The sequence below is a fragment of the Terrabacter carboxydivorans genome (assembly GCF_039532035.1).
Classification (GTDB): domain Bacteria; phylum Actinomycetota; class Actinomycetes; order Actinomycetales; family Dermatophilaceae; genus Terrabacter; species Terrabacter carboxydivorans.
Map to the genome: position 1 here is coordinate 13,972 of NZ_BAAARE010000017.1, position 23,369 is coordinate 37,340.

26 protein-coding genes are annotated in these 23,369 nt (G+C 73.9%); 14 read left to right on the top strand and 12 right to left on the bottom strand.

What is annotated here, in order from left to right; genetic code table 11:
• Positions 1–24 precede the first annotated feature (24 nt).
• The 6 genes from ABD297_RS17455 to ABD297_RS17480 form a co-directional block, all read right to left on the bottom strand.
• Complete coding sequence (locus ABD297_RS17455; protein WP_344256333.1) at positions 25–594, bottom strand: hypothetical protein; 570 nt, start codon at positions 592–594, stop codon at positions 25–27.
• Positions 591–1,190 (bottom strand): DUF6286 domain-containing protein, encoded by a 600-nt coding sequence (locus tag ABD297_RS17460; RefSeq protein ID WP_344256334.1) that lies wholly within the window; start codon positions 1,188–1,190, stop codon positions 591–593. The genes ABD297_RS17455 and ABD297_RS17460 overlap by 4 nt, the downstream gene beginning before the upstream one ends.
• Complete coding sequence (locus tag ABD297_RS17465) at positions 1,187–1,567, bottom strand: Asp23/Gls24 family envelope stress response protein (RefSeq protein ID WP_344256335.1); 381 nt, start codon at positions 1,565–1,567, stop codon at positions 1,187–1,189. Before ABD297_RS17465 ends, ABD297_RS17460 begins: the two co-directional genes overlap by 4 nt.
• Positions 1,560–1,739 (bottom strand): DUF2273 domain-containing protein, encoded by a 180-nt coding sequence (locus ABD297_RS17470; protein WP_344256336.1) that lies wholly within the window; start codon positions 1,737–1,739, stop codon positions 1,560–1,562. Before ABD297_RS17470 ends, ABD297_RS17465 begins: the two co-directional genes overlap by 8 nt.
• Before the next feature lie 82 nt (positions 1,740–1,821).
• On the bottom strand, positions 1,822–2,136 hold the full coding sequence (locus ABD297_RS17475; protein ID WP_344256337.1) for a hypothetical protein: 315 nt from the start codon (positions 2,134–2,136) through the stop codon (positions 1,822–1,824).
• Between the two features lie 5 nt (positions 2,137–2,141).
• Complete coding sequence (locus ABD297_RS17480; RefSeq protein WP_344256338.1) at positions 2,142–2,597, bottom strand: Asp23/Gls24 family envelope stress response protein; 456 nt, start codon at positions 2,595–2,597, stop codon at positions 2,142–2,144.
• Positions 2,598–2,799: 202 nt separating this feature from the next.
• On the opposite strand from ABD297_RS17480, the gene ABD297_RS17485 reads away from it, so the two are divergent.
• Both ABD297_RS17485 and ABD297_RS17490 read left to right on the top strand, forming a co-directional pair.
• Complete coding sequence (locus ABD297_RS17485; protein ID WP_344256339.1) at positions 2,800–3,351, top strand: RNA polymerase sigma factor; 552 nt, start codon at positions 2,800–2,802, stop codon at positions 3,349–3,351.
• Complete coding sequence (locus tag ABD297_RS17490; RefSeq protein ID WP_344256340.1) at positions 3,342–3,914, top strand: hypothetical protein; 573 nt, start codon at positions 3,342–3,344, stop codon at positions 3,912–3,914. The genes ABD297_RS17485 and ABD297_RS17490 overlap by 10 nt, the downstream gene beginning before the upstream one ends.
• A 44-nt stretch (positions 3,915–3,958) precedes the next feature.
• Here ABD297_RS17490 and ABD297_RS17495 read toward each other — a convergent pair whose 3' ends face one another.
• A complete protein-coding gene (locus ABD297_RS17495) occupies positions 3,959–4,999 on the bottom strand; it encodes a DUF3800 domain-containing protein (protein WP_344256341.1) in 1,041 nt (346 codons plus the stop codon).
• 168 nt (positions 5,000–5,167) lie between these two features.
• On the opposite strand from ABD297_RS17495, the gene ABD297_RS17500 reads away from it, so the two are divergent.
• Both ABD297_RS17500 and ABD297_RS17505 read left to right on the top strand, forming a co-directional pair.
• Positions 5,168–5,860, top strand: a complete 693-nt coding sequence (locus ABD297_RS17500; RefSeq protein ID WP_344256342.1) for a cobalamin B12-binding domain-containing protein — start codon at positions 5,168–5,170, stop codon at positions 5,858–5,860.
• 115 nt (positions 5,861–5,975) lie between these two features.
• Positions 5,976–6,206: a hypothetical protein gene (locus ABD297_RS17505; protein WP_344256343.1), complete on the top strand. Its 231-nt coding sequence runs from the start codon at positions 5,976–5,978 to the stop codon at positions 6,204–6,206.
• Here ABD297_RS17505 and ABD297_RS17510 read toward each other — a convergent pair.
• Positions 6,190–7,119, bottom strand: a complete 930-nt coding sequence (locus ABD297_RS17510) for a LysR family transcriptional regulator (protein WP_344256344.1) — start codon at positions 7,117–7,119, stop codon at positions 6,190–6,192. The genes ABD297_RS17505 and ABD297_RS17510 overlap by 17 nt on opposite strands.
• 71 nt (positions 7,120–7,190) lie before the next feature.
• Here ABD297_RS17510 and ABD297_RS17515 point away from each other — a divergent pair, with 71 nt between their 5' ends.
• Both ABD297_RS17515 and ABD297_RS17520 read left to right on the top strand, forming a co-directional pair.
• Complete coding sequence (locus ABD297_RS17515; protein ID WP_344256345.1) at positions 7,191–8,465, top strand: MFS transporter; 1,275 nt, start codon at positions 7,191–7,193, stop codon at positions 8,463–8,465.
• Entirely contained in the window at positions 8,434–10,635 is a 2,202-nt protein-coding gene (locus ABD297_RS17520; protein WP_344256346.1) for an acyltransferase family protein, read from the top strand. The genes ABD297_RS17515 and ABD297_RS17520 overlap by 32 nt, the downstream gene beginning before the upstream one ends.
• Here ABD297_RS17520 and ABD297_RS17525 read toward each other — a convergent pair.
• Positions 10,625–11,317 carry an SDR family NAD(P)-dependent oxidoreductase gene (locus ABD297_RS17525; RefSeq protein WP_344256348.1) on the bottom strand — a complete coding sequence of 231 codons (693 nt, stop codon included), beginning with the start codon at positions 11,315–11,317 and terminating at the stop codon, positions 10,625–10,627. The genes ABD297_RS17520 and ABD297_RS17525 overlap by 11 nt on opposite strands.
• 139 nt (positions 11,318–11,456) lie before the next feature.
• Between ABD297_RS17525 and ABD297_RS17530 the strand changes: the two genes are divergently transcribed.
• From ABD297_RS17530 to ABD297_RS17560, 7 genes are all read left to right on the top strand, one after another.
• Entirely contained in the window at positions 11,457–11,696 is a 240-nt protein-coding gene (locus tag ABD297_RS17530; RefSeq protein WP_344256349.1) for a helix-turn-helix domain-containing protein, read from the top strand.
• Between the two features lie 96 nt (positions 11,697–11,792).
• Positions 11,793–13,100: an SWIM zinc finger family protein gene (locus tag ABD297_RS17535; RefSeq protein WP_344256350.1), complete on the top strand. Its 1,308-nt coding sequence runs from the start codon at positions 11,793–11,795 to the stop codon at positions 13,098–13,100.
• On the top strand, positions 13,097–14,617 hold the full coding sequence (locus tag ABD297_RS17540) for a DUF5691 domain-containing protein (RefSeq protein WP_344256351.1): 1,521 nt from the start codon (positions 13,097–13,099) through the stop codon (positions 14,615–14,617). Before ABD297_RS17535 ends, ABD297_RS17540 begins: the two co-directional genes overlap by 4 nt.
• Positions 14,614–15,711, top strand: coding sequence for an ATP-binding protein (locus tag ABD297_RS17545; RefSeq protein ID WP_344256352.1), 1,098 nt, complete (start codon positions 14,614–14,616; stop codon positions 15,709–15,711). Before ABD297_RS17540 ends, ABD297_RS17545 begins: the two co-directional genes overlap by 4 nt.
• 1 nt (position 15,712) lies before the next feature.
• A complete protein-coding gene (locus ABD297_RS17550) occupies positions 15,713–17,932 on the top strand; it encodes a DUF5682 family protein (protein ID WP_344256354.1) in 2,220 nt (739 codons plus the stop codon).
• Entirely contained in the window at positions 17,929–19,095 is a 1,167-nt protein-coding gene (locus ABD297_RS17555; protein ID WP_344256355.1) for a VWA domain-containing protein, read from the top strand. Before ABD297_RS17550 ends, ABD297_RS17555 begins: the two co-directional genes overlap by 4 nt.
• Positions 19,096–19,133: 38 nt before the next feature.
• A complete protein-coding gene (locus tag ABD297_RS17560) occupies positions 19,134–19,814 on the top strand; it encodes a hypothetical protein (RefSeq protein WP_344256356.1) in 681 nt (226 codons plus the stop codon).
• On the opposite strand, the gene ABD297_RS17565 is transcribed toward ABD297_RS17560, so the two are convergent.
• Positions 19,784–21,166 carry a M1 family metallopeptidase gene (locus tag ABD297_RS17565; RefSeq protein WP_344256357.1) on the bottom strand — a complete coding sequence of 461 codons (1,383 nt, stop codon included), beginning with the start codon at positions 21,164–21,166 and terminating at the stop codon, positions 19,784–19,786. The genes ABD297_RS17560 and ABD297_RS17565 overlap by 31 nt on opposite strands.
• A gap of 145 nt (positions 21,167–21,311) precedes the next feature.
• On the opposite strand from ABD297_RS17565, the gene ABD297_RS17570 reads away from it, so the two are divergent.
• Entirely contained in the window at positions 21,312–22,130 is an 819-nt protein-coding gene (locus ABD297_RS17570; protein ID WP_344256358.1) for an MBL fold metallo-hydrolase, read from the top strand.
• A 1-nt stretch (position 22,131) separates the two neighbouring features.
• Here ABD297_RS17570 and ABD297_RS17575 read toward each other — a convergent pair whose 3' ends face one another.
• Complete coding sequence (locus tag ABD297_RS17575; RefSeq protein WP_344256359.1) at positions 22,132–22,473, bottom strand: metallopeptidase family protein; 342 nt, start codon at positions 22,471–22,473, stop codon at positions 22,132–22,134.
• A gap of 181 nt (positions 22,474–22,654) precedes the next feature.
• On the bottom strand, positions 22,655–23,368 hold the full coding sequence (locus tag ABD297_RS17580; RefSeq protein ID WP_344256360.1) for an alpha/beta fold hydrolase: 714 nt from the start codon (positions 23,366–23,368) through the stop codon (positions 22,655–22,657).
• Position 23,369 lies beyond the last annotated feature (1 nt).

A 23,369-nucleotide genomic window follows, 5' to 3' on the forward strand; every position in this document is an offset into this window, starting at 1 on the left:
GTGGGCGGCCGGGATCCGTGGGGTTCAGGCGACCCGGCGGGGTGCCGGGGCGCGGCGTCCGACGACGACTCGGACCCGCAGGCGCACGGTGTCGTCGGTGGCGGTGGCGAGCTCACGGGCGACGTCGGCGACGGCGCTCTCGATGCTCGTGACGTCGGCCCGGGAGGACGTCGTTGCCTTGAGCTCGACGAGCGGCTTACCGCCGGCGTAGGCCGTGGACGACCGCACGCTGGTGACGTCGGGCCGGGCGGCGAGCGAGCGGGCTGCCGCGTCGGCGACGGCGGAGACGTCGTAGCCGAGCCGACCCTCGGCGGAGCTGCCCGCGAGGCCCATCCGGGTGGGTCGCGACCGCGTGAGGTGCGAGAGCAGCCACCAGAGCGCGAGGCCGAGCAGGAACAGGCCGACGAGCACGAGCGCGACGGTCCACCAGCCCTGCCGGGGTGCGTCGGCGACGGCAGGGTCGAGGACCAGCCGGTCGGGAGTGCCTGCGAGCCAACGCAGCTGCCAGAGGGCGGCCCCGGCGCCGGCGGCGACGAGGACGAGTCCGGTGACCAGGACGAGGACGCGGTCGACGGCGAGGGTGCGGCGGGTCATGAGACGTCTCCCATCGCTCGGGTGGTCACGCGGACCCTGGGGACCGGCGAGAGCCCGCGCAGCGACTGCTCGACCGCGGTCGTGATCCGGGACGTGACGTCGGAGTCGTGGGTGGTCGTGCGTGCGGTGACCCGCACGGCGCGGCGGCCTGCGGTCGCTCGTGCCTCGACGACCCCGTCGACACCAGCAGCGCTCGTGCGAGCGATCGCGGCGACGGCCGACGGCGTGAGCCACACCAGTGACGAGTCGCCGACGGGCAGGTCCCGGCGCGGTCGGCGGCGCAGCGCGGCCGCGACGAGCCAGAGCCCGACCAGGGCCACGACGATTCCGGCGGCTACGAACCACGCCTGGGCGCGGACGCTGCGGAGCCTGTCGACAAGCGGCGTCGTCAGGGGGCTGCCGCCGAGTAGTCCTGCGGCGACGGCGGCGTCACGCAGCAGGAGCACTCCGGCTGCGGCGACGAGGAGTCCGAGCACGACGGCCCACGTGGACGCGGGCGCGGCACCGGTGGGTGCCGGTGCGCCCGAGGGTGTCGGCGCGGTCGACGGGGCGAGCCCGGACGACGGTGCGTGGGGTTCGTGCTGCGCCTGGGTCACTGGACCCGCCTCCTTTCGGGGGTGTCGGTGCTGAGGTGGGCGACGTGGACGTCGACGGCGTCGACGGTGAGGCCGGCCAGGCGCTCGAGGGCGCCGGTCACGTTCTCCCGCGTGCGGGCGGTGAGGTCGGCCAGCGAGGTCGGCCAGCGGGTGGCCACCTCGACGGAGGCCCTGACCCGGGTGCCGGCGACGACGACCTCGATGCGAGGCAGCTGTCGTCCGGTGACGCGGTCGAGGGTCTCGGCGTGGCGGAGCACGCCGTCCACCTCGAGCACGGCCGCCTCGACGATGCGCTCCACGGCACGGTCACGCAGGTGCAGGGCCCCCCGCTCGCCCGGGTCGGTCACGACGGCGTCGGGGGCGACGGCCTCATTCACGTCCGCGTCCGCGCAGCAGGCGGCCGAGGTCGAGCTCGCCGTCACGCTGGCCGCCGAGGGCGAACCCGACGCCGCCCAGCACGAGGGCGAGCAGGAAGCCGGTGAATCCGCCTGCAGCGCCGGCGACTCCGAGCAGGAGGCCGGCGAGGAGGCCGACGGTCGAAGTGGTCATGTGTCTCATCTCCAGGTCGTACGGGTTCGATCAGGGGGTTGGGGTGGCCGGGGCGTCCGGCGGGCCGCACGAGCGGCCGCGTTCAGGCGGTGACGTCCTCGACCGTGACGCGCACGGGTAGGTCCACGACGGCACGCACGGCCCGGCGGACGTCGTCGGCGACGTGTCGCACCGGCAGCGCCGTCCCCACGGTGACGTGGATCTCCGTGTGGTCGTCACGCCGTCGGATGCCGACGACGCGACGACCGGGGAGGTAGGTGGCGAGCGCGCCGTACGGTCCGCCGTGCAGCCCGGTCACTCCCGGCACGGCGAGGACGGCCGACTGCAGACGGTCGAGCTCGTCCGTCTCGTCGGGCGGGGTCGGGCCCGCGGGCTCGACGACCGGTCCACCATCCATGGCGGTCACTGCACCCGCGGTGCCTCGGCGGGTGCGTCGTCGCCCTCGTCGAGGTAGACGTCGTGGACCGTGACGTTGACCTCGACGACGTCGAGGCCGGTCATGCGCTCCACCGAGGAGATGACGTTGCGGCGGATGTCGGCCGCGAGGTCGGCGATGGCCACGCCGTACTCGGCGACGATGTCGATGTCGACGGCTGCCTGGGTCTCGCCGACCTCGACGCCGACGCCCTGACTCTGGTTGACGCGGCCGCCGGGGATGCGCTCACGGAGCGCGCCCACGGCACGAGCCGCGCCGCCACCGAGGTCGTGCACGCCGGAGACCTCGCGCGTGGCGATGCCCGCGATCTTGGACACGACGGTGTCGGAGATGATCGTGCGACCCTGCTGGCTCGAGGAGCCGGCCTGGGTGGCCTGGCCGGTCTGGGTGGTCTGGACCTTGGTGGCGTTCGTGTCAGCCATGGCTGGATGCCTTTCGTCTCGTTCGGTCTGTCAGAGGTGTAGTCGCGCCGAGATCCCGGAACCGCACGCCGCCGGACCTGTGACCTGAGTCACATCGGCGACCAACGGCCGGCGAGCATCCGATTCGGCCGGCGCCACGAACCGGGTACGACCTCTGGGCACCGTGCCTCGAGGGCTGCGGCGACACGGGGAGGGCGAGCAGATGCGCGAGGAGGTCGAGCGCAGTGACGCGAGCCTGGCTCGCGACGCCGCCCTGGGCGACCGCCTCGCCTTCGAGGTGCTGCTCCACCGCCACGGTCCGGCGCTGCACCGCTACGCCCTGCGCACCTGCCAGACCCCCGCCGACGCCGAGGACGTCGTCCAGGAGACGTTCGTCGCCGCGTGGCGCGGACTGGCCCGGTGGGACGGTCGCGCCAGCGTCAAGACGTGGCTCTTCGCCATCGCGGCGCGTAAGGTCGCCGACACCAGCCGCAGACGGCGCGCGGTGCCCATCGACGACCAGCTGCTCGAGCCGGTGCCGTCGGAGGACGCCGGACCTGACGACCACGCCCGCGAGCGCGAGCTCGTCCAGGCCCTGGAGGCCGCCCTCGACGAGCTGCCCTACAACCAGCGCGCCTGCTGGGTCCTGATCGAGGTCGAGGGACTGAGCCAGGCCGAGGTCGCCTCGGTCCTCGAGATGACGCCCGACTCGGTTCGCGGGACGATCTTCCGCGCGCGACGCAACCTGACCGAGAGGATGGCGAGATGGCGGTGAACGGAACGCCGCACGAGGGTGAGGCTGCCGCGAGCCCGACGCCGGACGAGCTCCGTCGGGCCGAGCGTCTGCTGCGCCGCGGCGCGGACGAGATGCGGTCCGAAGCAGCTCCCGGCTGGTTCGACGTCGCGCAGCGCGTGACCGGCGCCGTGCGGTCGGCCGCCCGTCGCAGCGTCGAGATCGACGCGGCCTGGCCGACGACGGCCGGCGCGGACCGTGCCGGAGCAGCCGACCCGGACGCCCGGAGCGACGAGCTCCTCGTCAGCGACCTCGTCGTCGTCGACGCCCTGCGCCGGTCGCTGACCGCCGTGCCCCGCTGCCAGCCGAGCAGCGTGGAGCTGCTCGTCGACGACGGGCCCTCGGGGAGCCTGCGGTGCCGGGGCGCCCGCATCTCGCTCGTCGCCGCCTACGACGTCGACCTGCACGCCGTCGCCGACCACGCCCGCCGCCTCACGCTCGACACCCTCACCGACGTGCTCGGACCCCCGCGGGACGGCCTCGCCCGCGACGTCGTGGTCGACGTCGAGATCGTCGACGTCACCCCGCACGACCCCCGCAGCTGACGTCGACACCGACGACGAGCCGGGCCGCCCCGCCCGCCCGCGGGTCACGCGCCGGCCGGCTGCCCGACGAGGCGTATGCCGTCACGCTCCTCCCCGAGGTCGAGCCACGTCGAGCGCGGGCTGACGTAGGGCGAGATCAGCTCGACGAGCGCCGGATCTGCTTGTCCCGCAAGGACGTGCGCGGCAATCCGCCGTGCGGCACCGGCCAGGAAGTCTGCGAGCTGCACGCGAGGGTCGTCCTGCGAGTCGACGAAGCTGATGCCCTCGAGCGCGTCCGACCACCCGTCGGCGCTCGACCCGACAGCGGTGCGGATGGCGGCATCGGTGAGGGTCGCCTGCACGTCGTGGACCACCCACAGCGGCCGGCCCGAGCCGCCCCAGTGCCGTAGGACCTCGGCGAGCGCGGGCACGATCGGGTCGAGCGCCCCTCGCCCCCGCGCCACGAAGGCGAGCAGGCCCTCCGGCTCGCCGGGCACGCCTGCGAGCACGGATCGCACGAGCTCGACCGAGTCCGCGGGCAGACCGGGCCGGTCGGCCAGCTCGCCCAGACCGCGACGCAACGCCGACGCGCTCAGGGCCGCGTCGTCGAGCGAACGGGCGCGCACGACGTCGTTGAAGTCGGCCAGGACCGCCTCCCAGCCGGCAGCGCCCAGACCTCGCGTGGCCGCCAGGTGCAGCAGCCGCACCCGGCGTGCGAGGTCCCGGGCCGACCCGGTGGCAACCCCGCCGAAACCGTCCCCACCACCACCCAGCAGAGACACGAGCCGCCCGGTGAGGTGCAGCGCCTTGTCGGTGAGGTGCACGTGGGCGTGGCCCAGGAGCGGCCCGTCGTCACCGAGCAGCCACTCGAGAAGCCGCCGGTTCTGCGGTCGCAGGACGACGCTCGCCTTGACCTCCGTCGCGGGCGAACGCGCCTCGACCCGCACGCGCTCGACCGTGGCCAGGGCGGTGTCGGTCGTGACGTCGACGCTCGCGTGGGCGAACGTGTCGGTGCTGCCGCGCACCAGCTTCTCGCCCTCCGAGCCCGACTCGTCGCAGGCCACCTCGAGCAGGACGGCGGTGCGCGAGGGCGCGGCGGACGGCATACCTCATCCTGTGCCGCGGGCGTCGGCTCGCCAACCGACTTAGCCCGGCAGGGCACGATTCGGTCACGACGGTGGGCTGGACGGTGGGCTGGGCGGCGCCAACGGGTACGACGCGTCAGTTCTGACCCGGGACCTTCACGGTCCCCGACCCGCGGAGAGGAGCCGACCATGACGACGTCACCGGTCCCGGCACCCGAGGAGTGGCGGGACGCCCTCGAGCACACGCTCGAGTCGTTCGACGAGGCCGGCGGCCACCGCGTGCTCAGCCGGGTCTTCGAGCAGCTCGGCGTCGAGGACGCCCTTTCGCTCGTCGTGCTCCCCTACCTCCACGAGGTCGGGGAACGATGGTCCGCCGGGTCGATCGGCGTGGCCCAGGAGCACTTCGCGAGCAACGTCCTGCGGTCCCGCCTGTCCGTCCTCATGGGCGCCGACGAGAGCCCCCACGGGCCGTTGGCGGTGCTCGCGTGCATGCCGGGCGAGCGTCACGAGTTCGGACTCATGGCCACCGCGATCGTGCTGTCACGACTCGGGTGGCGCACCAGCTACCTCGGCGCCAACACCCCCACGGCCGAGCTGGCCGTGGCTGCCCGCACCCTCAGGCCCGAGGCCGTCGTCGTGGCCGCGCACCGCGCCACCGCCTTCGCGGCCCACGCCCCGGCGCTGCGCCGCGTGGCGAGGTCGACGGCGGTCCACCTCGCGGCCGGGGGCGCCACCGACGAGGTCGCCGCCCTGTGTCACGCGACGCGCCTCGACGGCGGCCCCGTCTGGGCGGCCCGGGCCCTGCACGAGGCGTACGGGGAAGCACGCGCTGACACCGGGACGGACCTGGGGACCGATCTCGTCGAGGACACCCCGGCCTGAGACGCGACACGGAGCCCGGCCGGGCCACCGTCCGCCCTGCGTGACCCCTGCGGCGATAGGCTCGTTTGCCGTGCCCAGGCACCGTGATCCGCAGGACCCGACCGATGGAGCCCCCATGACCGCAGGACCGACCGGACACCCGGACCGCATCGAGCAGGTCGAGGCCGTCGATCAGGTCGAGCAGGTCGAGCCCGTCGATCAGGTCGAGCACCTCGGGTCGGGACTCATGGACGGCACCAGCCGCAAGGGCCGTGACACGCGCCTAGGCCTTGTCATCGCGGGCATCGCCGGCGCCGCACTGCTCGTCGGTGGACTCATCGCCCTCGTCATCACGATGGCCGGCTGAGCGCGGTCAGCGCGACCGACCGGCCCGAGCGCGTCACGAACTCCTCGAACGCCGCGACCGTGGGGTCGTGGGCGGGGTGGCGCACGACCGCCCCGATCGTCCGCAGCGCCTGCGGGTGGTCGAGCCCGACCGGCACCACGTCGCCCTCCGGGGTGAAGGCGGGCAGGATGGCCACGCCGAGGCCGGCACCGACGAGTCCCCTTGCGGTGTGGACGTCCTCGGCCTCGAAGCCGACACGCAACGGCACTCCGGCATCGGCATAGATCTCCTCGACGCGCCCTCGCAGGCCGAAGCCGGTCTTGAGCACGATGAGCTCGTCGCGGGCCACCGAGGCGAGCCGCTCGACCGACACCGAGCCCGCACCCGCGACGGGGTGCGAGCGGTGGACGGCGACGACGAGTGGCTCGTCGTAGAGCACGGTCGTCGAGGCACCCGGCAGCTGCGGCGGTGAGGCGACGAGCGCGACGGTGCAGCGCCCGGCCTCGAAGTCCTCGAGCGCCTTCTGCCGCGAGCCCTGCGCGAGCTCGAACCGCACGCCGGGGAAACGGTCGCGGAAGCGCCGGATCAGGGCGGGCACGACCGCCTCGCCGAGCAGGGTCTGGAACGACAGCCCGACGGTGCCGTGTCCGACGACGCTCGAGCGGGTCACGACATCGACGCCGCGCTCGAGGGCACCGACGCCCTCCTGCGCGAAGGGCAGCAGGGCCCGGCCCGCCGCCGTCAGCGCGATGCCGCGCCCTTCGCGCTCGACGACGGGTGTGCCGAGGAGCTCGCCGAGCCGCGCGAGGGCCCGGCTGACGGTGGGCTGCGGCGTGCCGAGCACCGCCGCCGCCGTCGTCACCTGGCCGACCTCGGCGACGACGACGAAGACGGGCAGCAGCCGCACGACGGCCCGGAACTCGGCAGGTCTCATGTCCCGATCGTATGAGTGATAGCCATGACATGCATTGGTGCTCTGAGTGGCGTCGACCTAGCGTCGGGCGCATGACCTGGGCCGGACACCTCCCCGCGAGCCACGAGTACCGCCGCATCCTCGTCGGGCTCGGCGCCGCCGGGGTGGCGACCTTTGCGCAGCTCTACTCCCCGCAGGGCCTGCTCCCGACCCTCGCCCGCGGCCTCGAGGTGAGCCCCGCCGACGCCGCGCTGTCCGTGTCGCTCGCCACCCTCGGTGTCGCGCTCGCCGTGCTGCCGTGGTCGTGGGTCGCCGACCGGGTCGGTCGCCTCCGCGCCATGCAGGTCGCGATCGTCGCCTCGACGGTGCTCGGGGTGCTCGTCGCGCTCGCCCCCGGCATCGAGGCGCTGCTCGCGCTGCGCCTCGTCGAGGGCATGGCGCTCGGCGGCCTGCCCGCCCTCGCCGTCACCTACCTCCACGACGAGGTGCACGCCCGCCACACCGCTGCTGCCGCCGCGGCCTACATCTCCGGCACGACGGTCGGCGGGGCGGCCGGGCGCCTCATCGCAGGTCCGCTCGCGGGTCTCGTGGGCTGGCGGCCTGCCCTGCTCACCGTGGCCGCCGTGTGTGCCGTCGCGTCCGTCGTCTTCCTGCGCCTCATGCCACGCCCGCGCGGCTACCGCCCGACCGGTGCGTCGGTGCGCACCGTGGCCGACGGCATCCGCACGAGCCTGCGCGACCCGGCGCTGCTCGCGCTCTACGCCCAGGGCGCCCTGCTCATGGGCGGCTTCGTGGCGGTCTACAACTACCTCGCCTTCCGGCTCGAGGGGCCGGAGTTCGGCCTGCCCGCCACGGTCGGGTCGCTGATCTTCGCCGCGTATGCCGCGGGCACCGTCAGCTCGCGCCTGACCGGCCGCTGGGTGCCACGTCTCGGGCGGCGGCGCGTGCTCGTCGCCGGGACGTCGACGATGGCCGTGGGCGCGCTGCTGACGCTCTCCGGGTCGCTGCCGATCGTCGTGGCCGGGCTGCTCGTGCTCACGGCCGGCTTCTTCGCCGCCCACGCGACGGCCTCGGCGTGGGTCGGGGCGCGCGCCACGACCGGCCGGGCCCAGGCGACGGCGCTCTACAACGTCTTCTACTACAGCGGTTCCGCGCTCGTCGGCTGGCTGCTCGGCTACGCGTGGTCAGGCCTGGGCTGGGGCGCCGTCGTGGGAGCGGTCGTCGCGCTCGCGGCCCTCGCCGTCGGGCTCGCCCTCACGGTGCTGCCCGCCCGCTCCCCCGCTCGTGACGCCGTTACGCCTCCGGCGGCACCCGACGCGGTGCATGCTGTCCCGCATGAGCGACGGTCCGGTGGGGGGACCACGTAGGGCGGACATCCAGGGCCTCAGGGCCGTGGCCGTGCTCGCCGTCATCGCCTTCCACCTCTTCGGCTGGCCCCGGGGCGGCTACCTCGGGGTGGACGCCTTCTTCGTCGTGTCCGGCTTCGTGATCACCGGCGTCCTCGTGCGCGAGCGGGACAGGACCGGACGGATCTCCTTGCGCGCCTTCTGGATCCGACGGGCGCGCCGCATCCTCCCGCTCGCCGTGCTCGTCATCGCGGCCGTCGTCGTGGTCGCCCCCTGGGCCTGGGCCGGGGCCAAGGCGGCCTCCATCCGCGCCGACGCCGTCTGGGCGGCGCTCTTCTCCGCCAACTGGCACTATGCCGCCCGCGCCGACACCTACTTCGACACCGGGTCGGCCCCCTCGCCGCTCCTGCACTACTGGTCGCTCGGCGTCGAGGAGCAGTTCTATGCCGTGTGGCCGCTGCTCGTCGTGCTCGTCGTCGCGCTGGCGCACCGGATCGGCCGGCCCTCCCGGCACCGGGCCGCCATCGCAGCGCTGGCCGTCGTCGTCGGTGGCACGTCCCTCGCCTGGGCAGCCGTCCAGGGCACGTCCGACCCGACGACGGCGTACTACTCGACGCTGACCCGCGCGTGGGAGCTCGCTCTCGGGGCCGCCCTCGCCACCCTGCCCGGGTATGCCGTCCGACTGCGTCCTGCAGCCCGCGCCACGCTGTCGTGGGCGGGCCTCGCGACGCTCGTGACGGCATACGTCGTCGTCACGCCGCAGACGGGCAGCCCCTGGCCGGGGGCGCTGGGGGCCGCCGCAGGCACCGCGCTGGTGCTCGTCGCCGGCATCGGCGAGGCGCCGCACGCGGCGGTCCTGCTGACGAACCGGGTGAGCGGCTACGTCGGCGACATCTCCTACGGGCTCTACCTCTGGCACTTCCCCCTCGTCGTGCTCGCACCGGTCGTCCTCGCCGCCACGGGGGCGGTCAGCGCGGCCGTCGTGCTGCTCGGGACGCTCGCCCTGTCGGTCATCTCGCACCACCTCGTCGAACGTCCTGCCCTCGACGCGCCCCGGGTGAGGCGGCGCGGGATGCTCGCCGCCGCGATGGCCCTCGTGCTCCTCGTCGTCGGCGTCGGTGGCGCGGCGGCCGCCCGGCCCGACCTCTTCTCGGGCGGGACCGTCGTGGCCGCCGAGCAGCCCGACGGCGCCGTGCCCGCCCCGGCGGGTGAGGCGCCCGAGGTCCCAGCGACGCCGGGGACCACGTCCGCGACGCCCACCGCTCCCACCCCGTCCGCGCCCGGGGCGTCTCCGTCGCCGACGCGGGTGCCGTCACCGACGCCGACCGCCTGGACCCCGATCCCCTTGGGCGCCACGGGAACTCGCATCCAGGACGGGCTGCGCGGCGCCCTCGCCTCCGACTCCTGGCCCGCAAACCTCAACCCGTCACCCGACCAGTGGCAGACGACCGCCGACCAGCGGGCAGCGATGAGCGCGTGCACCGCGACCGACGCCGCCGACCCCGAGTCGTGCACCTTCGGCAACCGCAAGGGCCCCGAGATCATCGTCTACGGCGACTCGATCGGCTTCCCCCTCCTCGCGGCCGTCGAGAAGGCCTACGGCGCGCGCTACAAGGTGCGCGGCATGACGAAGATCGCCTGCGCGGTCAACGGGGTCGACGCGAACTACGGCAAGGACGAGTGGGCGATCCCCTGCGTCAACCACCGCAAGATGGTCCTCGACTACGTGCGGCGGGTGAAGCCCAAGGTCCTCCTCATGACCGAGACCTACTCGTGGGCGGTTCGGCTCAAGTCCGGCGCCAAGGGGGCCGCGTCGGCCAAGGAGTGGCTCGCCGCCGACCAGGCGTTCGTCGACTCGGTGCGCGGGAGCGTCGGCACCGTCGTCATCGTCGCGCCGTCGATGCCGGGGGTCGCGTTCCTCGACTGCTACCGACCGGGCGGCTCCCCCGGCAGGTGCGTCACCGGCATACCGACGTGGTGGGCGCGCACGCGCGACGTCGAGAAGACGGTGCAGCACGCCGTCTTCGTCGACACGACGCACTGGTACTGCGTCGACGGCCGCTGCCCGATCTTCACGACGACGACGGGGACGGTGCTCAAGGGCGACTACCTCCACACGTCCGTGCAGTACGCGCGACAGCTCGCACCCGACCTCGCCTACCTGCTCAGGGCGTCCGGCGTCAGGCTGTGAAGGCCGTCGACGGCAGGTCGCGCTCGTCGTCGGCGAGAGCACGGACGACGCGCGCGGCGACCGCCTCGGGGTCGAGGCCCTGCGGCAGCCGGGGGGCCTCGCCGGCCAGCGGTCGGGTGGCGAGGCCGGTCTCGGTGTGCGGCGGCCGCACGTCGAGCACCCGGATGCGCCGGCGTCGCAGCTCCGTCGCGAGCGCCGCGTCGAAGGCGGTGAGGCCGGCCTTGGCGGCGCTGTAGGCCGCCATGCCCGGCATCGCCTTCTCGGCGACGACGGCGCTGACCTGCGCGAGGAAGCCGCCCTCCGGGATGATGCCGAGCGCAGCCCGGGCCAGCCGGATCGGCGCGACGAGGTCGAGCAGCAGGATCTCGTCGAGCGTGTCGTCGTCGAGGTCCTCGACGGTGCCGAAGGCGACGACCCCCGCGGCGTTGACGACGCCTGTCAGGGGCGCAGCCTCGTGGGCTGCAGCCACGACCGCGGCGGGTCCACCCGGCATCGTCAGGTCGGTCACGACAGTCGTCACGACGCCGGCTCCGAGCTCGTCGGCGAGCGCCTGCAGCCGGGTGCCGTCGCGGCCGCTCAAAGAGACCCGGGCACCCGACGCCACGAGCCCACGCGCGATCGCCCTGCCCAGGCCACCCGTCGCGCCGAGGACGAGGACATGGGCTGCGGCGAGGTCGGTCACGCGCTCATCATCACCCGGGAGGCGCCGGCCCGGAAGGTGCGCCCGAATCCGCGAGGTCCTCCGGGGTCCACGGGGGCCCGAGTTGGGTAAGACTGGAGGAGCCGCGTCACGGGGGCGCGGATTCTCGGGGGAGAGCACGATGGCACAGACGCATCCGTCCAGGTACGACCGGGACGAGGACCTCATGGCACCGCACGAGGTCGCCACGATCTTCCGGGTCTCACCCGGCACCATCACCCGCTGGGCGCGGGTCGGGCTGCTGCCCTGCACGTGGACCCCTGGCGGTCACCGCCGTTTCGAGCGCAGCTGCGTCGTGGCGCACCTCGAGCGCCTGGCGCGCGAGGCCGACGACGACCGCGTGCGCCTCGCCCACGGCTGACGCCTGCCGGCAGACCCTGACGGACCCGGACCCGGCGACACGGCATACGCCCGTCCGCCCTCGGTTGTGGGAGGCGTCGGTCATGATGTGCGAGTCATGACGCGATGGACTGCCCAGCAGGTGGCCGGACTGGCCCCCGACGCCTCGTCGCTGGCGGCTGCCCGCAAGCTGGCGCGGCCGGGGCCGTGGTCCGACACGGGGTCCACCGAGACGCTGCTCTGGGGCAAGTGCCAGGGGTCGGGCAAGACGCCCTACCAGGTCAGCATCGACCTCGTCGGCCCTGCGTTCCGATGCTCGTGCCCCAGCCGCAAGTTCCCCTGCAAGCACGGGCTCGCGCTGCTCCTGCTCTGGGTCGACGGGTCGGGATCGGTGGCGGACGCCGACGAGGCGGCCGGCTTCGCGCAGGAGTGGGCCGCCGAGCGTTCGGCGCGGGCCGAGGCCAGGGCGGCCGGTGACGCCGCGCGCGCGACGCGGACGCCCGACCCCGCTGCGGCGGCCAAGCGCCTCGAGGAGCGGCTCGCCCTCATGGACGGCGGCATGGACGACTTCGCCCGCTGGCTCACCGACCTGGCCCGCAGCGGCACGGCGTCCGCCCGGCAGCAGCCCTACGCCTGGTGGGACGGCACGGCGGCCCGGCTCGTCGACGCGCAGCTGCCCGGCCTCGCCGACGACGTGCGGTCGGTCGGTGGCGCCGTGAGCGGCCGCCCGGACTGGGCCGAGCGGCTGCTCGTCGCGCTCGGTCGGTGGTGGACCGCGACCCGGGCCTGGGCGGCCCGCGAGTCGCTCGGCGAGGCGCAGATGGGGGACCTGCGCGCCTACCTCGGCTGGTCGACGAGCACCGAGTCCGTGCGCCGGGCCGATGCCGTGACCGACCGCTGGCTCGTGCTCGGCGCGCACCGCAGCGACGACGGCCGCCTGCAGCAGCAGCGCACCTGGCTGCGCGGCAGCGCCACTGGCGAGACGGTGCAGGTGCTCGACTTCGCCGCGGGCGGCCAGGTGCTGCCCGTCGCGCGCGTCGTGGGCTCCACCCTCCACGCGACCCTCGCCCGCTACCCCGGTGGCGCCGTGCGTCGCGCCCTCTTCGTCGACGAGCCCGCCGTCTCGGACGACGGTGTGCGTATGCCGTCCGGCGCGTCCCTCGAGGACGCGCAGTCCGTCGCTGCCCAGGCGTGGGGTCAGAACCCTTGGGCTCGAAGGGTGCCCGTCGTCCTGTCCGACGTGCGTGTCGGCGTCGACCGTGTCGTCGACGCCGCCGGCGCGAGCATGCCGCTCACCGACGACGCCGACGTCTGGTCGCTGCTCGCCCTGACCGGAGGTCGTCCGGCTCGCGTGTTCGGCGAGCTCGAGGAGTCGCGGCTGCGGCCACTCACGGTCGTGGTCGACGACGAGGTGGTGGGTCTGTGAGCGACCTCGACACGTGGTGGCGTGACGTCGGCAATGCGGCCCTCCTCGGCACCGCCCGGCGCCCGGTCCCGCCGCTGCCCGACCTCCGGCCGGCGGGGGTGCGCCCCCGTGCGGTCGAGTCGCGGCGCGAGGACGACCTGCTCGACGCCGCGGCGCTCGGCGGTGCGGCCCTTCGTGCCGGTCGCCGGCTCGAGTCCTCGGAGCCGCCTGGTGCGGCGCCCGACGACCGCCGTCCGGCCGCGCCACGACGAGCCGTCCAGCTGCTCGAGCTCGTCATGACCCAGCCGCCGGCCGGCGCGGCGCAACGGGTCGGTCTGATGGTCCACTGGCTGCGTGCCGCCGACGACGCCGGCTGCCGTGTGCCCCACGTGCTGCTGCCGACGCTGCTGGCCCTGGCGACCGGTTCGCGGGAGCTGCGCCGGCCCACGGCCGCCGTGCTCGACGAGCGCGGCCGCTGGCTGGCCGGCCTCCGCGCCGAGTGGGCCTGGGTGGCCGACGCCGCGCCGGGCGCCGACGCGCGGTCGGCGTCGCGCAGCGGCGCCGCCGCCCCCGCGGCCGACGATTGGGCCCGGCTCCCGTCCGCCGACCGGGTCGTCGTGCTGGCCGGGGTGCGTGCCCACGACCCGGGGGCCGCCCGCGACCTCGTGCGCTCCACGTGGGCGACCGACTCGGCGCGAGACCGCCGCGTGCACCTCGAGACCCTCCGGATCGGTCTCGGACAGGGCGACGAGCCCCTGCTCGAGACGGGGCTCGACGACCGCGCCGGCACGGTCCGGGATATCTCGGCCGAGCTGCTCGACGCGCTGCCGGACTCGGCGCGCGCCGCCCGCCTCGCCGACCGGCTGCGGCCCCTCGTCCGCCGCACGGGGGTGCTCGGCCGAGGCCTCGAGCTCACGCTCCCCGACGAGCCCGACCCGGCCGGGGTGCGCGACGGCCTGGGCAAGCCCCCGCCGCGCCGCTCGGCCCGCGGGTGGTGGCTCGAGCAGATCTGCGCCGGCGCGCCGCTCGCCGTCTGGGCCGAGCTGACCGGCGCGTCGCCGTCCGCGACGGTCAAGCGGCTGACCGACGCGAAGGCGACGGACGCCCTGGCCGGCATACGCCGTGCGGTGGCCTCGCGACGCGACCCCGACTGGGCCACGGCCCTGCTCGAGCTGGGCTGGGACCCTCTGGTCGTGCCGGCCCTGCCTCGCGAGCGCCGAGAGCGTGCCGTGCTGCAGCGCGTCGACGCCCTGAGCACCCAGCCGCACCAGGCCGCCGCGGTCATCGCCGCGGTGGAGGCCCCGTGGTCGCCCGACTTCAGCGTCGGGCTGGTGTCGAGGCTGCGCGCCTCGAAGCTCGGCTCCGCCGTCGTCGTGGCGACGATGCCCCACCTCGTCGCCGGGCTGCACCCTGCCGCCCTCGACGCCGTCGAGCGGTGGATCGAGTCCACCGGCGCCGACCAGACCCTCACGACCAACCTGCGCAACCTGCTCCAGTTCCACTCCGTCAAGCGATCGATCACCGAGGCCTTCAGATGAGCGAATCCCCCTCTGCCACCACGGTCCTGCGGGCCCACGCCGAGGACGCGTATGCCGCCGAGCTCGTCGCACTGGCGGCCACCGACGACCGCCCCCGGCCGCCGCGGTGGCGGCTGTCGCCGTGGGCCGTCACCACCTACCTCCTCGGCGGCACCCTCGACGACGGCACCGAGATCACGCCGAAGTACCTCGGGTCGCGCCGGCTCATGGAGGTCGCCGTGGCGTCACTGGCCACCGACCGCGCCCTGCTGCTGCTCGGCGTGCCGGGCACGGCGAAGACGTGGGTCAGCGAGCACCTCGCCGCGGCGGTCAGCGGGTCGTCGACGCTCGTCGTGCAGGGCACGGCCGGCACTCCCGAGGAGTCGCTGCGCTATGGCTGGAACTACGCCCGCCTCCTCGCCGAAGGTCCGACGCGCGGTGCGCTGGTGCCGAGCCCCGTCATGCGCGCCATGGAGACGGGCTCGCTCGTGCGCATCGAGGAGCTGACGCGCATCCCGGCCGACGTGCAGGACGCGCTCATCACGATCCTGTCCGAGAAGCACCTGCCCATCCCCGAGCTCGACTCGGAGGTGCAGGCGCAGCAGGGCTTCAACGTCATCGCCACCGCCAACAACCGCGACAAGGGCGTCAACGACCTGTCGTCGGCCCTCAAGCGCCGCTTCAACACGCTCGTGCTGCCGCTGCCCGACTCCCTGGAGCAGGAGGTCGAGATCGTGCGCACCCGCGTCGACTCCCTCGGCCGGTCGCTCGAGCTGCCACCCGGCCTCGAGTCGCTCGCGCAGATCGAGCGCGTCGTCACGATCTTCCGCGAGCTGCGCTCGGGCGTCACCGCCGACCAGCGCACCACGGTGAAGTCGCCCTCGGCGACCCTCTCGACGGCCGAGGCCATCTCGGTCATGACCAACGGCCTGTCGCTCGCCGCGCACTTCGGCGACGGGGTCGTCCGGGCCGACGACGTCGCCGCCGGCCTCGTCGGGGCCGTCGTCAAGGATCCGGTCCAGGACCGGATCGTGTGGCAGGAGTACCTCGAGACGGTGGTCAAGGACCGCGCCGAGTGGACCGACCTCTACCGCGCGTGCCGCGAGCTGGGCTGACATGACCCAGGTGGAGGTGCTGGGCGTCCGGCACCACGGTCCCGGATCGGCCCGGTCGGTCGGGCGCGCCCTCGACGAGCTGCAGCCCGACGTCGTGATCATCGAGGGGCCGCCCGAGCTCGACGCGCTCGTCCCGCTCGCAGGCGATCCCGACCTCGTGCCGCCGGTGGCCGGGCTCGTGTATGCCGTCGACGAGCCGAGGCGCGCCGCCTTCTACCCGTTCGCCGTCTTCTCACCCGAGTGGGTGGCGTTGCGCTGGGCGCTCGCGCACGGGGTCGACGTCCGCTTCGCCGACCTCCCCGCGACCCACCACCTCGCCGACAGCGACACCGAGCAGGCCCCGGAGGACACCCCGCGTCGGGTGGGCCGGCGCGTGGACCCGATCACGGCGCTCGCCTCCGCCGCCGGCTACGACGACCCGGAGCGCTGGTGGGAGGACGCCGTCGAGCACCGCCGCACCTCCTCGCTGACCCACTTCGCGCACCTGCGCGAGGCCATGCACGGCGTCCGCGGGGACCTCGAGGTCGACGACGACGACCGACGAGAGGCTTTCATGCGCAAGGTGATCCGGGCCGAGATGCGCTCCGGTCGCGAGCGCGTCGCCGTCGTCTGCGGCGCCTACCACGCGCCGGCCCTCCACCCGGACTCGTTCCCGCCCGTGAGCCGCGACAACGCGCTGACGAGCAAGCTGCCCAGGATCAAGGTCGCCGCGACGTGGGCCCCCTGGAGCTCCGAGCGGCTCTCGTATGCCAGTGGCTACGGCGCCGGGGTCCGCTCGCCGGGGTGGTACCACCACCTCTTCGTCACCCCCGACGACGAGGTCGTGCCGTCGTGGTTCGTGCGGGTCGCCCGCACCCTGCGCGGCGAGAACCTCGACGCGTCGACCGCGTCGGTCGTCGAGGCGACCCGGCTGGCCGGCGCCCTGGCCGCGGTACGCGGGCGCCCGTCCGTGGGGCTGGCCGAGCTCACCGACGCCGCGCGCGCCGTGCTCACGGAGGGGGCCGACCTGCCGCTGCGGCTCGTCGACCGCACCCTCGTCATCGGCGAGGAGCTCGGCCGGGTGCCGGAGTCGACGCCGATGGTGCCGCTCGCTGCGGACCTCTCCCGGCAGCAGAAGTCGTTGCGGCTCAAGGCCTCCGCGACCTCGACCGTCGTCCAGCTCGACCTGCGGCGCGAGTCCCAGCTGGCCCGGTCGGTGCTGCTGCACCGGCTGGCGGTGCTCGAGGTCCCGTGGGGCACGCAGGTCGAGGCCGGACGCACGACCGGCACCTTCAAGGAGGCGTGGGAGCTCGAGTGGACGCCCGAGCTGGCCGTGGCCGTCATCGAGGCAAGCCTCTACGGCACGACGGTCCGCAGCGCCGCCGAGGCGCGCATCGCCGAGGAGGCCCGTGAGGCGGCAGACCTCGCGGCGCTCGGTCGCCTCATCGAGGAGTGCCTGCTCGCCGACCTGGCCGAGGGCCTGCGCTCCGTCGTGGCGGCCCTCGCCGAACGGACGGCCCGGCAGCACGACACCCGGGCCCTGCTCGAGACCGTCGAACCCCTCGCCCGCACCTGCCGCTACGGCGACGTGCGCGGGGTCGACGTCGCGGACGTGACCCACGTGCTCCAGACCGTCGTCGTGCGTGCGTCGGTGGGGCTGCGCGCGGCCTGCTCGAGCCTCGACGACGACAGCGCCGCCGCGATGCGCACGGCCGTCGAGGCGGCCCACCGCGGTGTCGCCCTCGTGGACCGCGACGACCTGCGCGAGCCGTGGACCGAGGCGCTCGTGACGGTCGGGCGCGACGAGCACATCCACGGCGCCGTCGCCGGCCGCGTCAACCGGCTCCTGCTCGACGGCGGACACCTCGCCCACGCGGAGGCGGCCGCCCGCCTGAGCCGCCGCCTCTCCCCCGGCACACCCGCCCCCGCTGCGGCGGCCTGGCTCGACGGCTTCCTCTCCGGCGAGGCCCTGCTGCTCGTCCACGGCGACGACCTGCTCTCGATCATCGACGAGTGGCTCGTCGGAGCCACGGAGGAGGCGTTCGAGGACCTCCTGCCCCTCGTGCGCCGCACCTTCTCGCGCTACCAGCCGGCCGAACGCCGCCTCATCGGGACACACCTGCGCGACCTCGGCAGCGGACGGCATACGCAATCCCCCACCACGGACTCCCTCGACCTCGAGCGCGCCGCTCCAGCCGTCGCCGCCGTCGCCCGCCTGCTCGGGATGGAGGTGGCGTCATGACCGACCGCGACCGGCTGACCCGGTGGCGACTCGTCCTCGGCGGCGAGCAGTCCGACGGCATCGGGGAGGGAGCCTCCCTCGACGCCGACGACCTCAAGCGCGACGAGGCCCTGCGCGAGCTCTACGACGGCGAGCGCCGCAGCGGCCTGGGTGCCTCGGCCCCGCGTGTGGCCCGGTGGCTCGGCGACATCCGCGGCTACTTCCCGTCGTCGGTCGTGCAGGTCATGCAGCACGACGCGATGGACCGTCTCGGCCTGACCCAGCTGCTCCTCGAGCCCGAGCTCATGGAGGCCGTGCAGCCCGACGTGGGCCTCGTCGCGACGCTCGTCGGGCTGAACCGCGTCATCCCCGAGCGGTCCCGTGCCACGGCGCGCGCGGTCGTCCGGGTCGTCACCGACGAGCTCGAGGAGCGCCTGCGCGCCGAGACCGTCCAGGCCGTGACGGGCGCCCTCAACCGGGCTGCCCGGACCCGTCGGCCCAAGGCCTCCGACATCGACTGGAACCGCACCATCGCGGCCAACCTCAAGCACTACCAGCCCGAGCACGGCACGGTCGTGCCCGAGCGGCTCGTCGGCTACGCCCGGCGGGCGCACCGCGTCGAGCGCAGGATCATCCTCTGCATCGACCAGTCCGGCTCAATGGCCGAGTCGGTCGTCTACTCCAGCGTCTTCGGCGCCGTGCTCGCCTCCCTGCGGTCCGTCGAGACGAGGCTCGTCGTCTTCGACACCGCCGTCGTCGACCTCACAGACGAGCTCGACGACCCCGTCGACGTGCTCTTCGGCGTCCAGCTCGGCGGGGGCACCGACATCAACCAGGCGCTCGCCTACTGCGAGGGGCTCATCGAGCAGCCCGGCGAGACGATCCTCGTGCTCATCAGCGACCTCTACGAGGGAGGCATCGCCGAGGAGATGGTGCGGCGGGCCTCGTCGATCGTCGCGTCCGGCGCGACGATGGTCGCCCTGCTGGCGCTCAGCGACTCGGGCCGGCCGAGCTTCGACGCCGACCACGCGGCTGCCCTCGCGGCGGTCGGTGTACCGGCCTTCGCGTGCACCCCCGACCGCTTCCCGGACCTCATGGCGACGGCGATCGAGAAGCGCGACATCACCGCCTGGGCCGCCGCCAACGACATCGTGACCACCCACGAGCCCGACGCCCTGACGTGAGGCGGGGCACCCGGCCGGCCGGACGGCATACTCACCGCATGCGACTGCACCCCGAGGAGACCGAGGCGGGTCCGTGGAGCCACGTGGACGACGACGCGCTCTCGGCGCTGCTGACCCGTCAGCTCCCCGAGGGCCGGGGCGTCCTGCTCGTCGACGGGCGGTCCGGCAGCGGCAAGTCGACCTTCGCCGAGCGCGCGGCCACCCTGCTCGGCGGGGCCGTCGTGCACAGCGACGACCTTGCGTGGCACCACGACCCTGTCGCCTGGGACGACCTGGCGCTCGAGCACGTCATCGCGCCGTGGCGGCGCGGTGAGGACGTCGACCACCGGCCGCCGGGCTGGGTCGCCCAGGGCCGTGACGGCTCGGTGAGGGTGCCTGCGGACGTACGCGTGCTCGTCCTCGAGGGGGTCGGTGCCGGACGCGCGTCGCTGGCCGCCCGCGCAGACGCGGTCGTGTGGGTGCAGTCCGACCGGGTCGAGGCGCGTCTGGGACGACTGGATGACGTCGGAGGAGCCGTTCCTCGCGGCGGACCGCCCGTGGGAGCGGGCCGACCTCGTCGTGCGCACCCTCGAGGCCGACCGGACGCCCGGGCGCACGACCCTGAACGCCAAGGCCGAGACGGACGGGGCGACCCACCGCCGCTGACGCGCAACGTCTCGGCGGGTCCCCGGATTCAGGGCGCCGCCGTCTACCAGGAGGTGGGCTTCTGCGGCTGGTAGAGCCAGACGTCGAAGAAGTGCTCGAGGTCCATCCCCGAGACCCTCTCGGCCAGCGCGATGAACTGGGCGGTCGTGACGTTGCCGTAACGGTTGTCCCGCACCCACGTGCGCATGATCCGGAAGAAGGCGTCGTCACCGACCGTCTGGCGCAGCGCCTGCACGGTCATCGCGCCACGGTCGTAGATCGTCCCGTCGAAGAGGTGTGCCGCGCCCCCGGGGTCCCCGGGCGGGGGCGTCCAGAACGAGGTCTTCGAGGCCGGCGTGTTGTAGAGGGTGTCGAAGTAGCCCTGGGCGCTCTTCTGGCCGTTGTGCTCGCTCCAGATCCACTCCGACCACGTCGCGAAGCCCTCGTGGAGCCAGATGTCGGGCCACTGGCGGAGGGTGACGGAGTCTCCGAGCCACATGTGGGACAGCTCGTGGGCCACCGTCGTCTCGTCCGGCATACGGTCGTAGACGGGTTTGGTCTGCGTCTCGAGGGAGTAGCCCACCTCCGGGGCGTTGTCCGCGACGGAGCCGACGGCGTCGAACGGGTAGGGCCCGTAGATCGACTCGTAGAACTGCACGATCTGCGGGATCTTCCGGAAGACGTTGCCCGACGGCAGGGTCGGGTCGACGGCGACGTAGGAGGGGATGCTCCCGACCTGGGAGACGGTCAGGTTGAAGCGACCGAGGGTCGCCGTGGCGAGGTAGGGAGCCATCGGGTCGCTCTCCCGCCAGACCCAGGTCGTGCGTCCACCCGTCGACCGGCTCGACACGAGCACGCCGTTGGCCATCACCGTGAGACCGTCGGGGACGGTGACCGCGAAGTCGAAGGTCGCCTTGTCCTGCGGGTTGTCGTTCACGGGGTACCAGCTCGGTGAGCCCTGCGGCTCGCCGACGACGAAGGCGCCGTCCGCCGTCGGGACCCACCCCTCGATCGACCCGTCGGGGTCGGTCACCACCTGGGGTGTGCCGGAGTAGGTGACGGACACGGTGAACGTCCCACCGGCGCGCAGGCCGCTGCTCGGGGTGACCACGAGCTCCTGGTCGCCCGACCGCCCGAAGGCCGCGGTCGAGCCGTTCACCTGCACGTCGGAGATCGTGAAGCCCCGGAGGTCGAGGTCGAACCGCGAGAGGTTCTGCGTCGCGGTCGCGGTGATGACCGCGGTGCCGGTGAGCTGCTTCGAGCCGGGCTCGTAGCCGAGGGTCAGCGAGTAGTGGGCGACGTCGTAGCCGCCGTTGCCCCCCTGGGGGAAGTACGGGTCGCCGGCGCCGGAGGCCCCCGGCGAGAAGGTCACCGCGGCCGCCGGGCCGGCGGTGACGAGGACGAGCGCCGACGCCGCGAGCAGCGCCTGCTTCCTTCGTACAGCCATCCTCGCCACCCCCTGGGCGTCGTCGTGGACCGTTCGAGCGTAGGACCGTGGCCGGGCCGGGACGTCGATTTTCGGGGAATGCGCGCCCGGACGCAGGTTCTGTGATCGCGGGACCGCGGCGCGAGGAGGCTGCACGATGGGTGGCGTGACACGCATTCATCACCTGAACTGCGCTTCGTTCACTCCGAACCTCGGCCTCGGCCTGGGCCTCCCCCGCCGCCTGGTGTCGCACTGCCTCGTCGTGGAGCGGGACGACGGACTGACGCTCGTCGACTCCGGGTTCGGCACGGCGGACACCCACGGCCGCATCGGAAGGCGCTACGCCTGGGCGCTCGGGGCCCGGCTGGACCCGGCGGAACCGGCGGCCATCCAGCTCGAGGCTCGGGGATTCGACCCTCGGGACGTGCGCGACATCGTGCTCACCCATCTCGACCTCGACCACGCCGGGGGAATCAGCGACTTCCCGGCCGCTCGCATCCACGTGTCGGCCAGCGAGCATGCGGCCGGCATGACGCCCCGACGTCGGCGGGAGCGCTTCGGCTACGTCACCTCGCAGTGGGCGCATGGGCCGAACTGGACGATGCACGAGCCGCACGGAGACCGGTGGCTCGACTTCGACGCCGTCCAGGCGGTGGGCGACGACGTGCTGCTGATCCCGCTCGAGGGCCACACCCGAGGTCACTGCGGGGTCGCTGTGCGAAGGCCGGGGGGCGGTTGGTTCCTGCATGCGGGCGACGCCTACTTCGCTGCCGGCGAGAAGCTCCCGGCGGGACGAGCCCCCATCGGGTTGCGCGCCTTCCAGTCGGCGATCCAGGTCGACGGGCCGGCTCGTCGTCGGAACCAGGAGCGTCTCCGGAGCCTGCACGCCGGCCTGGCCGGGACGTCCGGCGGCCCCGCGCCGGTGACGATCTTCTGCGCCCATGACGTGTCCGAGTTCGAGGCCTTGGCGGACCAGACCGAGTGACTCAGTAGCCGAGTTCGCGCAGCCGCGCGTCGCCGATCCCGAAGTGATGGCCGACCTCGTGGATGACCGTCCGTCGAACCTGCTCGACCACCTCCGTGTCGCTGTCGCACACCGCGCAGACGGCATACCGGTAGATCGTGATCCGGTCAGGCAGGACTCCGGCGTACGACGACGATCGACGTGTCAGCGGCACTCCCCGGTAGAGCCCAAGAAGGCCAGCCGGCCCGGGGTCGTGCTGCACGGTGACGGCCACGTTGCTCATGAGCTCACCCAGCTCCGCGGGCAGGCCGTCGAGCGCTTCGCTCACCATCAGCTCGAACTGCTCCGGATCGACCTCGACCATGCACCCAGTGTCCAACCCGACCCGACGGCATCGGAGCTCGGTGTCCGGTCAGGGACCAACGGGTCTACCCGTTGGCTGCGAGCACACCGAGGATCGAGGCATCCTGATCGCCGAGGACCTCGCGCTGCTGCGCTCACTGACGACGACGACGCGTACCGTCCCGGTGCGCCGGCTGTCGAGGCTAGCGAGTCACAGCGTCGAGCAGCTCCACCACAGCGTCCGCGAGCGCACCCGGTTGCTCCTGCGCCATCATGTGACCGGCGTCCGGAACGAGGGTGAGCTCGGCCCCGGAAATGGCTCGTGAGATCTCGACGGCGTTCTCCGGTGCGATGAGTCGGTCGCCGGTTCCGTGGACCACAGCGGTGGGGCAACGGATCGACGCGAGGTCCGGGCGGGAGTCGGGGCGGCCCATGACAGCCGTGAGCTGGGCGACGAAGGCATCGGGACCGATGTCGAGCGCCATCCTTCGCCAGAAGTCGGCCAGGTCGGTGCGCGCGATGTTGGCGGCGTCGACGAGGAGGGGGTAGACAGCCTCGACGAGCTCGCCGAACCGGCCCACGGCCACAGCCTGCGCCTGCTCGCGGCGGCTCGCCACCTGCTCGGGCGAGTCCGCACGTGCCGAGGTGCTGATCAGCGCCAGCCCCGTGACCCGTTCCGGTGCGAGGCGCAGGACCTCGAGGGCGACGTACCCGCCCATGCTGAGACCCGCCAGGACGAAGCGGTCCGGCGCTGCGGCGAGCAGCCTTTGCGCCATCGCGGTCATGGTGCTGTCGCGACGGTTGTCCGCGATGGTGACACCGCCGTAGGACCACACCGCCGGCAGCAGCTGCTCGTACAGCCGGGCCGAACAGAGCAGTCCGGGGACCAGAACGGTGTGTACGGGTGCCGTCGCCATT